11 protein-coding genes are annotated in these 12503 nt (G+C 72.1%); 7 read left to right on the top strand and 4 right to left on the bottom strand.

The genetic code is table 11. The features are described 5' to 3' along the window. The first annotated feature begins 90 nt into the window (after positions 1-90). Both AB0A74_RS15420 and AB0A74_RS15425 read left to right on the top strand, forming a co-directional pair. Positions 91-747, top strand: a complete 657-nt coding sequence (locus tag AB0A74_RS15420; RefSeq protein ID WP_358249779.1) for an HNH endonuclease family protein — start codon at positions 91-93, stop codon at positions 745-747. A 137-nt stretch (positions 748-884) separates the two neighbouring features. Then, entirely contained in the window at positions 885-2345 is a 1461-nt protein-coding gene (locus tag AB0A74_RS15425) for an aldehyde dehydrogenase family protein (RefSeq protein ID WP_358249780.1), read from the top strand. Here the strand turns inward: AB0A74_RS15425 and AB0A74_RS15430 are convergent. Further along, positions 2333-3478: an MFS transporter gene (locus tag AB0A74_RS15430; protein ID WP_358249782.1), complete on the bottom strand. Its 1146-nt coding sequence runs from the start codon at positions 3476-3478 to the stop codon at positions 2333-2335. The two genes, AB0A74_RS15425 and AB0A74_RS15430, sit on opposite strands and share 13 nt — an antisense overlap. Positions 3479-3596: 118 nt before the next feature. On the opposite strand from AB0A74_RS15430, the gene AB0A74_RS15435 reads away from it, so the two are divergent. From AB0A74_RS15435 to AB0A74_RS15450, 4 genes are read left to right on the top strand one after another with little or no spacing between them, the layout of a single operon-like run. Further along, positions 3597-4592, top strand: a complete 996-nt coding sequence (locus tag AB0A74_RS15435; protein WP_358249784.1) for an adenylate cyclase — start codon at positions 3597-3599, stop codon at positions 4590-4592. A gap of 2 nt (positions 4593-4594) precedes the next feature. After that, positions 4595-5575: a hypothetical protein gene (locus AB0A74_RS15440; RefSeq protein WP_358249786.1), complete on the top strand. Its 981-nt coding sequence runs from the start codon at positions 4595-4597 to the stop codon at positions 5573-5575. Continuing rightward, positions 5572-6798, top strand: coding sequence for an adenylosuccinate synthetase (locus AB0A74_RS15445; RefSeq protein WP_358249787.1), 1227 nt, complete (start codon positions 5572-5574; stop codon positions 6796-6798). The genes AB0A74_RS15440 and AB0A74_RS15445 overlap by 4 nt, the downstream gene beginning before the upstream one ends. Positions 6799-6809: 11 nt before the next feature. Further along, positions 6810-7451, top strand: a complete 642-nt coding sequence (locus AB0A74_RS15450) for an NUDIX hydrolase (protein WP_358249789.1) — start codon at positions 6810-6812, stop codon at positions 7449-7451. A 381-nt stretch (positions 7452-7832) separates the two neighbouring features. On the opposite strand, the gene AB0A74_RS15455 is transcribed toward AB0A74_RS15450, so the two are convergent. From AB0A74_RS15455 to AB0A74_RS15465, 3 genes are all read right to left on the bottom strand, one after another. Next, a complete protein-coding gene (locus AB0A74_RS15455) occupies positions 7833-8234 on the bottom strand; it encodes an Imm1 family immunity protein (RefSeq protein WP_358249791.1) in 402 nt (133 codons plus the stop codon). Then, positions 8222-9439: a DddA-like double-stranded DNA deaminase toxin gene (locus AB0A74_RS15460; protein WP_358249793.1), complete on the bottom strand. Its 1218-nt coding sequence runs from the start codon at positions 9437-9439 to the stop codon at positions 8222-8224. Before AB0A74_RS15460 ends, AB0A74_RS15455 begins: the two co-directional genes overlap by 13 nt. A 600-nt stretch (positions 9440-10039) precedes the next feature. Continuing rightward, on the bottom strand, positions 10040-11533 hold the full coding sequence (locus AB0A74_RS15465) for an amidase (protein WP_358249795.1): 1494 nt from the start codon (positions 11531-11533) through the stop codon (positions 10040-10042). Between the two features lie 174 nt (positions 11534-11707). Between AB0A74_RS15465 and AB0A74_RS15470 the strand changes: the two genes are divergently transcribed. After that, the gene (locus AB0A74_RS15470; protein ID WP_358249797.1) at positions 11708-12484 is read left to right on the top strand and encodes a protein phosphatase 2C domain-containing protein; all 777 of its coding nucleotides are present in this window, start codon (positions 11708-11710) and stop codon (positions 12482-12484) included. Positions 12485-12503 lie beyond the last annotated feature (19 nt).

The raw sequence follows: 12503 nt of genomic DNA on the forward strand, positions 1-12503 counted from the left end.
CTGACCGGCGCACGGCGTTGCGCCGGTCAGGGCCGTTAGGGCGGTTCCGGGGCGCGGGTACCTCACGAGCAGGAGTCCTTGGAGGTGCCCGTGTCCCGGTATGCCGTGTTGGCGTTGCTGTTGGTGTCCGGGTGCGCGTTCGCGCCCGGTGCGAGCACACCGATCGACAAGGTGCCGGAGGGCACGGTGGACACCGCGACCGCGCGGGTGCAGCTGGGCGCGTTGGCGGTGGCCGAACCCGGCGGCATGGACGGGTACGTGCGCGACTGCGACAACGGGGCGGCGTGCGTGTTCGGCCGGCCGTGGTCCGATGTGGACGGTGACGGGTGCGACCAGCGCAGCCAGGTGTTGGCGCGGGACATGGTGGGTGTGGTGCGCAAAGAGGGGCGGTGCGCGGTGAAGGAGGGGACGCTGCACGACCCCTACACCGGGCAGACCGTGACCAGCGTGTCCAAGGTGCAGATCGACCACGTGGTGCCGTTGGCGGAGATGTGGCGCAGCGGCGCGTCGGGGTGGCCGCCGGAGCGGCGCGTGCAGGCGGCCAACGACCTGCGCAACCTGGTCGCCACGCAGGGGAAGGTGAACCAGGACAAGGGTGATCGCACGCCGGACGAGTGGCTGCCGCCCAACGCCGGGTACGCCTGCCCGTACGCGCGGATCTACATCGGGGTGAAGGCGGCGTACGGGTTGAGCGTGCGCGCCGCCGAGCGGGCGGCGCTGGAGCGCGTGTTGGCGGGCTGCCCGTAGCCTTTTTGACAGTTGTCAGGGCTGAAGATCCGTGCACGCACGGCCAAACGGCGTACACATTGGCACAACCACGCCCCGGTTGTTGTGCCTAGGCTCGACGCACCGACCAACCCCTGCCTTGGTCAGGAGGCGCAGCCATGACCATCCACCGCACCCTGCTGATCGGCGGCGACGAAGTCCCCGCCGCGTCCGGCCGCACCGTCGACGACACCTCCCCCTACACCGGGGAGGTCTACGCGACGGTCTCGGCGGCCGGGCCCGAGGACGTGGCGGCGGCCGTGGCCGCGGCGGACCGTGCGTTCCCCGCGTGGGCTGCGCTGGGGCCGTTCGCGCGGCGGCGGATCCTGTTGGACGCCGCGGACCTGCTGGAGCAGCGGGCCGACGTGGCGGTGGAGCTGATGGCCTCGGAGGTGGGCGGGACGCAGCGGTGGGCGCGGTTCAACGTGTTCCTGGCGGCGAACGTCCTGCGGGAGGCGGCGGCGTCGGTGACCGCGCCGCTGGGTGACGTGCTCAGCGCCGAGGAGCCGGGGGCGTTGGGGCTCGCGGTGCGCGAGCCGGTGGGGGTGGTGGCGGCGTTCGCGCCGTGGAACGCGCCGCTGATCCTGGGGACGCGGGCGTTCGCGGCGCCGGTGGCGGCGGGCAACACCGTGGTGCTCAAGCCGAGCGAGGAAGCGCCGTTGGCGTCGGGGTTGTTCCTGGCGGACGTGCTGCGCGACGCGGGCCTGCCGCCCGGGGTGCTCAACGTGGTGACCAACGCGCCGGAGGACGCGGCGGCGGTCGGCGAGGCGTTGATCCGCGACCCGCGGGTGCGGGTGGTCAACTTCACCGGGTCCACCGGGGTGGGGCGGGTCGTCGGCACGTTGGCCGCTTCCTGCCTGAAACCGGCGGTGCTGGAGCTGGGCGGGAAGAACGCGATCATCGTGCTGGACGACGCGGACCTGTCGCACGCGGTGGACGCGGCGGTGTTCGGGGTGTTCATGAACTCCGGGCAGATCTGCATGTCCGGGGACCGGGTGCTGGTGCACTCGTCGCTGGCGGCGGAGTTCACGTCGCGGTTCGTGGAGCGGGTGGCCGCGCTGCCCCACGGTGATCCGCGGGAGCCGGAGACGGTGATCGGGCCGTTGGTGAACGCGGCGGCGGCGTCGCGGGTCGCGGCGCTGGTGGCGGACGCGCGGACCAAGGGCGCGTCGGTGCTGGTCGGCGGTGGCGAGCCGGAGGGGGCGGTGCACCCGGCGACGGTGTTGACCGGGGTGACGCCGGCGATGGAGGTCTACGCCGGGGAGGCGTTCGGGCCGGTGTGCGCGGTGGAGGCGTTCTCCTCCGACGACGAGGCGGTGGCGCTGGCCAACGCCACCGAGCACGGGTTGACCTGCGGGATCTTGACGGAGAACGGGACGCGCGGGTTGGTGTTGGCGCGGCGGGTGCGCACGGGGATCGTGCACGTCAACGACCAGTCGGTGGGCGACGAGCCGCAGGCGCCGTTCGGCGGGGTGGGCGCGAGCGGGTACGGGCGGTTCGGCGGGCGGTGGGGCGTGGAGGCGTTCACCACGACGCGGTGGATCACGCTGGCCACGCAGCACGCGCACTACCCGTTCTGAGCTTTCCCCGTTCCGGGGATGATCGCCACGGCCGCCGCCGCCAGGGTCGCGGTCAGCGCGAGCAGGCCGCCGCCGAGGGTGGTGGCGGTGGCGATCGCCCCGACCAGCAGCGGGCCGCCGGCGTCGCCGACCTCGCGGCCCACCTCGGCGCTGCCCATGGTCTGGCCGAGGCGTTCGGGCGGGGTCGCGGCGGCCAGGGCGGCGAACCCCAACGGGGTCGCGGCGCCCGCGCCCGCGCCGATCGCCAGCGCGGCGGCGAACAGCGCCACCGGGCCGGTGAAGGCGGCGGCTACCGCGTAACCGGCGGCGGCGACGAGCAGCCCGGTGGCCATGCCGGCGGTGTCCCGGACGCGTCCCTGGTCGCGGAGCCTGCCGACCAGGGGCTGGACGAGGGCCGCGGCGGCGGCCATCGTGGACACCGCCAGGCCCGAGACCAGTGGGCCGTAGCCAGCCGCCCGGACCGGAAGGAAGCCGACGCCGACGGCGAGCGCGGCGGTGGTGGCGGCGAGGGCGGCGGTGGGGCGCAGGAAACCGGGGTGCGTCAGTCGGCGGGCCAGGTCTTTCAGAGTCTGGCGGGCGCGGGGCAGGGGCGGGACGGCCGGGACGGTGATCGCCGCCCACGCGGCGACGAGCAGCGCCAACGCGGCCAGGGCGGCGAACAGCGCCGGGTAGCCGCCGAAGTGGATCAGGACGCCGCCCAGGACCGGGCCGAGCGTGTAGCCCAGGCCTTTCCACGCGCCGTAGCCGCCGAACGCGCGGCCGTGGCGGGACTGCGGGGTCAGGCGGGCGACCAGGGCGCTCGCGGCCGGGGAGAACGCCGCGGCGGCGGCGCCCTGGGCCAGGCGGGCCACGCCCACGGCGGCCGGGTCGCCGGCGACGACGAACGCGGCGGAGGCCAGGGTGAAGGCGATCAGGCCGCCCAGCAGGACCGGGCGCGGCCCGACGCGGTCGGCCAGCGACCCGAAGACGGGTTTGAGCACGATCTCCGCGCCGTCGTAGACCGCGAGCAGCAGGCCCAGGGTGAGCAGGGAGGCGTTGGTGTAGCCGCCGAGGCCGGCGGCGATGCCGTGCGCGCCGAACGCGGTGACGAACCCCGCCGCGTACAGGGGGGCGACGGTGACGCGGCTGAGCACGGGCCGGGACGCTACCCCACGGGTCCGGGCAGGCGGTGCGGGTGGGTTGCCGCGCGGGTCGGTGGTGACCGGTCGGCCGACGCTTGCCACGCAGGTTTGAGTCAGTTAGACTCAAACCATGTTCACGAGGGAAGAGGCGCTCCACCGAGTCGAAGGAGCCAGCCCCGCCCGCCTGTTCGGACCACCCGTCCCCGACCGCCGGGCCGAAGCCAAACGCCTCTACCGCGCCCTCGCCGGCGCCCTGCACCCCGACCGCGTCGCCCCCGACGACACCCGCGCCCACCGCGCCTCGGCCGACCTCACCCGCCTCTACCACGACTGGCGCCACGCCGAACCCGTCACCCTGCGCACCGGCCAGGGCACCTACCGCCTCACCGACCCGCACGCCGTCGGCAGCGTCGCCAACCTCTACCGCACCACCGGCCGCCACATCGTCAAACTCGCCCGCAACCCCAAGCTCAACCCGCTCCTGCACGCCGAGTGGCACGCCCTGCGCACCCTCGACCGCTTCACCGACCACCACCGCTGGCTCAAGCCCTACTACCCCACCCTCCACGACACCGGAGACGTCGACCGCGGCCAACGCGCCTTCACCGTCCTCGAACCCCTCGTCGACGGCTTCGTCACCCTGACCGAGGTCAACGCCGCCCACCCGCACGGACTCGACGGCCGCGACTACGCCTGGATGCACCGCCGACTCCTGCGCGCCCTCGCCGGCGCCCACAAAGCCGGACTCGTCCACGGCGCGGTCACCACCGACAACGTCCTGGTCCACCCCGAACAGCACGGCATCGTGCTCGTCGGCTGGTCCTTCGCCGTCGAACCCGGCCAACCCGCCCTCGCCACCGACCGCACCACCACCTACCCACCCGAAGTCACCCGCAAGCAACCGCTCACCCCCGCCACCGACGTCCACATGGCACACCAGCTCATGCTCGACGTGTTGGCGCACAACGAAAAGCGGCAACGCACCTTCGCCCGCGGCTGCATGCAACCCGACCCGGCGGCCCGCCCCGAGACCGCCGACCTGCTCGACGAGTACGACCAACTCCTGGAAAACACCTACGGCGCAAGGGTGTTCCGACCCTTCGCCCTCCCCCGACGAGGAGCCTGACCATGGGACACGGACGCTGGGACGACAACGCCTACGCCGCCGCCCGCACCTTCCGCGCCGCCAAGGGCCTGGACGACTTCGGCTACACCGCCAAGCTCAAGTCCGGCCCCCGCGACAAGTGGAAGGCCGACCCCACCCTCGACCCGTACGGCGTCACCGTCCGCGAATGCCGCGACTCACCCGACCACGCCGACTCGACCCCCATCGCCGTGCTGTTCGACGTCACCGGCTCGATGGGCCAGGTGCCCAAGATCATGCAGCGCAAGCTCGGCAAGCTGCACGGCCTGCTCCAGCGCAAGGGCTACCTCACCGACCCGCAGATCCTCTTCGGCGGCATCGGCGACGCCGACAGCGACCGCGTGCCCCTCCAGGTCGGCCAGTTCGAGTCCGACAACCGCATGGACGAACAACTGCGCACCATCTTCCTGGAAGGCAACGGCGGCGGGCAGAAGAGCGAGTCCTACGAACTCGCCGCCTACTTCATCGCCCGCCACGTCACCACCGACGCCTGGGAGAAGCGCGGACGCAAGGGCTACCTGTTCCTCATCGGCGACGAGCTCAACAAGCCCCGCCTCGAAGCCCGCCACATCCGCCGACTCATCGGCGACGACGTCCACCAGGACATCGACCCCGCCTCGGTCTACCGCGAACTGGCCCGCAAGTGGCACGTCTACTTCGTGCTGCCCGACCAGTCCCACTACTACGACGACCCCGACATCGCCGACCACTGGCGCGGCCTGCTCGGCCAGCACTTCCTCAAGCTCGACGACCCCGGCGCGGTGTGCGAGCTGATCGCCGCCACCATCGGCATGGAGGAACGCGTCGTGGACCTCGACCAGGCCATGGTCGACCTCGCCGAGGTCGGCTCCGCCGCCGAGAGCCGCGCCGTGGGCAAGGCCCTGGTCCAGGTCGGGTCGCGCGCCGTCGCCACCTCCGGCGCGCCCGACGACCTCGACGGCCCCGACGACGTCACCCTCGCATGACACCGCACGTGATCGTGGTCGGCCTGGGCTTCGGCGACGAGGGCAAGGGGGCGGTGGTGGACGCCCTGTGCGCCCGCGGACCGGCCACCACCGTCGTCCGCTTCAACGGCGGAGCCCAGGCCGCCCACAACGTCGTCGCCGACGGCCGCCACCACACCTTCAGCCAGTACGGGTCCGGCACGCTCGCGGGCGTGCCGACCCACCTCTCCCGGCACGTCCTGGTCGAACCCATCGCCCTGGCCACCGAAACCCGCGAACTCGCCGCCCTCGGCGTCCCCGACCCGCTGGCCCTGCTCACCGTCCACGCCGACGCCCTGCTCACCACCCCCCTGCACATCGCCGCCAACCGCGCCCGCGAAGACGCCCGCGGCAACGCCCGGCACGGCTCGTGCGGCAAGGGCATCGGCGAAACCGTCTGGTACTCCCTCCTCACCGGCCACCACCCCGGCGACATCGTGGAACACCAGGAAGTCCTGGGCGACCCCGGCCCCGCCCCCACCGTGGGCGACTGCCGCAACCCCACCCGCCTCCGCCACAGGCTCGACACCCTGGCCCGCTTCTACCAACCGCTGATCGGCGACGGCACCCAGGTGGACGACCTGGTCCACCTCTACACCGCCTTCGCCGACGCCGTCCGCATCGTCGAGGGCGACCACGTGGGCTTCCTGGCCGACACCGGCCCGCTCGTCTTCGAAGGCGCACAAGGCGTGCTGCTGGACGAAACCCACGGCTTCCACCCCCACACCACCTGGTCCACCACCACCCCGCGCAACGCCCTCGACCTCCTCGGCGGACGCCCCGCCCGAGTCCTCGGCGTCACCCGGACCTACCACACCCGCCACGGCGCGGGCCCGTTCCCCACCGAGGACAACACCCTGCAATTTCGTGAGCTCCACAACGACACCGGCGTCTACCAGGGCGCATGGCGCACCGGCCACTTCGACGCGGTCCTGTTCCGCCACGCCCTCGCGTGCGCCCGCCCCGACGCCCTCGCCGTGACCCACCAGGACACCCCGGCCACCCACCTGGCCACCGCCTACCACTCCCCCACCGGCCCCACCACCACCCTGCCCACCACCGACCCCGACTACCTGCGGGCGTGCACCCCCGTGCTGGGACCCTTCTCCCCCGACTGGTTCGACCACCTCGACATCCCCGTCGAAGTCACCGGCCACGGCCCCGACCGCGCCTCCTACAACATCCGCACCCCCACCCCCGCCTAGGCTGGGCAACCATGAACGCGCCGCGCATCGAATCGACCCTGGTGTCGGTGGACGTCCTCACCCTCCGCTTCGACGCCGAGGCCCACACCGTCCTGCTCGCGATAGCGCCCCGCGCGTTCGACCCGTTCGCCGGCGAGCTGGCACTGCCCGGTGTCCTGCTGGGCAAGGGAGAACGCCTACGCGACGCCGCCCACCGCGCCGTCACCACCAAGCTCGGCCTACCGGAGGTGACGGCCACCGGCCAACTCGCGACGTTCGACGAACCCTCCCGAGACCCCCGCGGCCCCACCCTGTCCATCGCCCTCTGGGCCACCCTCGACCCGGCCGCTTCGGCCTCCGGCCCCACCTGGACCCGCCTGTCCGAAGTCCCGGCCCTGGCGTTCGACCACAACCGCATCGTCACCGACTGCCGCCCGATCCTGGCCGACAAGCTCTGGCGAGACCCCACCTTCACCGCCGGCCTCCTGGGCCGGGAATTCACCACGGCCCACGCCCTGGACGTCACGGAGTCCCTGACCGGCGACCGCCCCTACCCCGCCAACCTGGGCCGCACCATGGACCGCATCCCAGGCCTGGAACGCACCACCCAACACGCCGCCGCCCTCCCCCAAGGCGGCCGCCCCCCACTGGTCTGGCGCTGGACCACCCCCTGACCCGGACAGTGGCGACGATCAAGACGCGCAAGCACGGTGACGGCACGACGGCGTACCGGCTGAAGTGGCGGTACTCGGGTAAGCGCGAAGGCGCTCCGCAGAGCATCACCTACGACGACCACGGCGACGCCAAGAGCGCTGGACCTGTACCGGAAGAACGCCGACGACGACATCCGGCGCGTGATCGGAAACCGGCGGGTGGTGTTGGCCACCAGCCTCGCCGGCGCGGCCCCGGGCCGTTCCCGCCGCCCGGCCGCCCGGCCGCCCGCAAGACGACCGACACGGCACCCAAGACCCGCAAGGACCCTGAGCGCACCGGCAAGGCGCGGAAGGCCAAGGGTGAGGACAGCAGCGCCACGACCGCCCGGGCGCGAGCAACGATCAACGCGGTTGCCAGTCGATACCGGCCGGCCGCGCACCCCCGCTGGTCATGTACTCGTGCGCGGCCCGACGAACCACATCCAACGGAAGTTCCCCATCCACGGGGTATTCGGTGGGCGAGGACATGTAGAAGTAGATCGGTGTTTCAGCGGCCGTGTCGGTTCCCCTGCTGAACCACGTCTCACGGTTGCGAGCCGAGTAGTACAGCGCACCGCGTTCCTGTTTGCCGTCAATGGCCACGTCGAAAATCGCGTGCCCCGGATCGTCGGCCACGAGCAGTTCCACGACGTGCCGACCACCCCACCCGGCCACAGTGTCCAACACGTCGTCCAACTCGGCCGCCGTGTTGATGATCGTCGGTTCGTCCGTGTCGCCGTCGAACCAGGCTTCTAGCGCCACCACGGCCGGGCCCCTCCTGTGTATCGCTTGCGGAACGGCTGCCCCTCGGGGGTCACCCCGTGCACCGTCAGTGTGAACCCCTCCGGGAGCAAGATCGGCACGAGGGTGTCACATCCGAACCGACCACGGCACGGCGTGTAGTTGATCACCACGGTGGCATGGCGGATTCCCTCCCGCACCATGCGTGCCGCCAACTTCATTTCCACATCCGCCGCACGTGCGGCCCGACCCGGCATGTCCAGCTTTTCCAACTGTTCGTCCGCCGAATCCGCGTCGGCGTCCCTGCCGCTCACCATCGGCTCGACGGTGCCATCCGGTCTGATCCATCGGCCGTGGGTCTTCTGACCACTGCTCACGCGCGTGATGGGTGGAGGCAGTTCCCGCTGTAGCTCCTCCACCAGTTCCGGCGGAACCAGGGGCGGTTGGTCGGGTGGGGCCTGGCGGTCCGGGGGTGGCTGTTGCGGCGGTTGTGCGGGCCGCTGAGCGATCGGATCGGGTGCGGGAGTCGTCTGCCCGTCAACGCCGTCAGGGCGGCCTGTGCTCGGTCCATACCCGCCCCGAGGACCTTCCACAGGCCTTGGACCCCGTTGATCACTTCGTGGAAGTTGGCCAGCATCTGTTCGGTGTCCGACTCCAGTTCGACGGCCCGCGCAGGTGGGCCGCCAACAGGTCGTGTGCTTCTTCAGCCAAGTCCTGGGCCTGTCCCAACGCGTCCCTGCACTGCGACGCCTTATCGCACGCCTGGGACACGCTCTGAGCCACTTCCCCGATCGAGGCCACCCCGTCCCCCTCTCCCGCGCGCCAGCGTGGCACACGGTTACGACAGTGACCGCGCCGCTACAGCAAGTGCCGGACTCGCTCACTTGCCAAGGCACAGAGAACGTGGGCAAGCGGGCCGCAGGTGCGCCTCGCTGGTCAGCGTTGAGCACACGGGTTCGAAGTCCGGCGTGCCCGCCTACTTGCCCACCGTTCCTACACCTGGGCAAGTGGACAAGCTGGACGGGCGTACCGAATATCGTCCGCTCGTGTTCTCGGAAAGAGAACGGCCACACGCGGGCAAGCGCGCCAATTGCATTCCAGCCGTAGCCCCTGCCTTTGAGCTGTGCATATGTTGCGACCAGGCCGACCCACAGTGGCCTAGGGGCCGGATCGGTGACGCCTACCCAAATGTGGGCCCCATCATCCATGACATCCGGAAGGCATGACATGACGCAGGAAAACGGTCAGCGGGTTTCGATCCGCGAACTGATCCGCACGCACGGCACCGTCAAGATCGGCTTCGACGCGGAGGGCCGAGACCACATCGCCAACCAGGGCATCCGCATGTCGACGACTTCACCGCCTACTCGATCGAATCGCCCACGGCGACAACGGAAACGACCTCGGTCTGACCGGCTTGGCTGGCCCACGCTCCCCGAGGACAGCCGCCACCGCATGCGCGTCCTGGGCCGCCGCGGAGCCAGGCCACCCTCCGCACCTACACCGAAGCCCGCGCCTGGGTCGATCGGAGAGCCCATAGGGGGCACTGCCAACTTGGGTACCTGTACCCGCCCGGCCATCACCGGCCAGGCGGGTACAGGTACCGACCAGCCCGTGTTCCGCGTGGGATCACCGACCGGCCGCTACCCGCCACATCAGGCCACGACTGGCCACAAGGATCGTCCCGACCAGCGTCAACGCTGATGGGCCGCCAGGAGACCCACAAAGGTGCCTCTGGCAGGTCGTGCCGGGGGGAAGACCGACGTCCTTCCTCCCCCAGGGACCTCCCAAGCACGCTTTGATCTTGAGAGCGCGTCAGCGCGTCATGGTCAAGAGCGCGAAGCGCCCGGCAGGTAAGAGGGCGGCCGGCGGGAGGCCGAGGCGGACTCGAAGGCGGCGGCCAGGCTCAAGAGCTTGGCGTCCGACCCGTGGCCGGCCATGAACGACAGCCCCACCGGCAGCGCGCCCGCGAACCCCGCCGGCACGGTCACGTTCGGGTACCCCGACACCGCAGCCGGCGACGACGACCCCAGCACGAACGCGTCCCCCTCCGCGTAGTCCGTCTCCCACGCCGGCGAGTTCGTCGGCGACACGATCACGTCCAACCCGTGCTCCGCCATCACCTCGTCGATCGACCGCTTCGCCAACGCCGTCGCCGTCCGCCGCTGCTCCACGTACCCCGGATCGGTCACCGGCGGCGCATCCCGCGCCATCAGGAACAGCTCCTGCCCGAACCGGCTCAGCTCCACCGGATCGCGCTCGTTGAACGCGATCAGCTCCCCCAACGTCCGCGGCGCGCCCACCCGCGTCGCCAGGTACCCGTCCAGCTCGTGCCGGAACTCCGACAGCAACGCCGGGAACTCCGCCGCCCCGATCTCCTCCTGGTACGGCAACTCCACCTCGACCACCACCGCGCCGGCCCGCCGCAGCACCTCCACCGCCGACGTCACCACCCGGTCGGTCTCGGCGCTCTTCCCCGCCTGCCGCCACACCCCGACCCGCGCCCCGCTCAACGCCCCCGGCGCCAGCTCGTAGGACACCTCCCGCCGGTCCAGCACCGACATCAGGATCGCCGCGTCCACCACGTGCCGCGCCATCGGTCCCGCCGTGTCCTGGTGCGCTGAGATCGGCACGATCCCGTCCGCGCTCACCACCCCCAGCGACGGCTTGAGCCCCACGATCCCGTTCGCCCCCGCCGGGCACACGATCGAGCCGTCCGTCTCCGTCCCCACCGCCACCTGCGCCAACGACGCCGCCACCGCCGCGCCCGACCCCGACGACGACCCGCACGGGTTCCGGTCCAGCACGTACGGGTTGTTCGTCTGACCGCCCACCGCCGACCAGCCCGACGTCGAGTTCGTGGACCGGAAGTTCGCCCACTCCGACAGGTTCGTCTTGCCCAGCACGACCGCGCCCGCGTCACGCAACCGCGTCACCAGCTCCGCGTCGTCCCGCGGCGGCACCCGCAGCGCCCGCGAACCGGCCGTCGTCGCCAGACCCCGCGTGTCGATGTTGTCCTTCAGCAGCACCGGGATGCCGTCCATCGGACCGCGCGCACGACCGTCCCGCCGCCGCCGGTCGCTCTCCGCCGCCTGGCGCAGCGCGGTCGGGTCGACCGCGACGACCGAGCGGACCTTGCGGTCCACGGTGTGGATGCGGCGCAGGTACGCCAACGTCAGCTGCACCGAGGTCAGCGTGCCCGCGTCGAGCCGGCGGACGAGTTGCGGGATGGTCGCCGCGTCGAGGTCCAGGCGCGCCTCGTGGGCGTGGACGGGTTGAGCGCCGAGGAGCACGGCCGTCGCCGCCGCGAGCAGTGGTCGCATGTCCACAGCCGTAGTGGTCCGGTGGTCACCTGGTCAAGCGATTCGCGGTGAGAGAGCAAGTTTCAGTTAACACTGAAGTTATCGTGACCACTACCCCGGAAATCTCGGACCACACTCAGGCTCGGCGCGGATCATCGGAGGTGGACACCCGTCTCTGGATTCCGGAGGCCCGCCATGACCGTCCTGCCACCCACTGCCCTGCCACCCACCGCCCTGCCCACCGCCGGCTGGGCCACCGCCCGAGGCGCACGGCGCGTGGCCGCCGACGCCGCCGCGGTCCGGACCGCCCCCACAGCGTTCGCCGCGGCCGTCGCGGACGGCATCGGCGACACCGAAGCCGCCGCCACCGCCGCCCGTTTCGCCGCCGCCGAAGCGGTGGACGCCGCGTGGCGCGTCGGCGTGTCCGAGGCCATGGAGGAGGTCCGCCGAGCCCTGCACGAGGCCGAACTGGCCACCCACCCCATCGCCGTCCCCCTCCCCCGACCCGCCGCGGACAGCCTCGCACAGCCACCCGCGCCCGACGTCGGTCGGGCGCACGCGCCACGGCGCTCGGGTGACACCACGCTCGCGGTCGCGGCCGGCACCGCCCACCAGTGGTCCGTGGCCTGGGTCGGGGACTGCCGCGCCTACTTCCTGCCCGACAACGGCCCCGCGACGCTGCTCACCACCGACCACACCATCGGCCGGTACCTGCGCGACCGGGGCATCGAAGCCAACCCGCGCATGGACCTCGTCGTCACCACCACCGCCCGCAAGGGCGGCCACGGCGTGGTCCGCGGCGCCGGGCCGGGTCGGCTGGTCCTGCTCACCAACGGCGTCCACCACACCACCGACGACGCAGCCGTCACACGGCTCGCGCTCAGCGCCGCCGACCCGGCCGAGGCCGCTCGCGCGCTGGTCGCCGTCGCCGCCGAGGACAACGCCGCCGCGGTCGTGGTGGACGTGCGCTGACCGGGCGGCCCCGGCGGTT

The organism is Saccharothrix sp. NPDC042600 (genome assembly GCF_040647305.1).
Lineage (GTDB): Bacteria > Actinomycetota > Actinomycetes > Mycobacteriales > Pseudonocardiaceae > Actinosynnema > Actinosynnema mutabilis.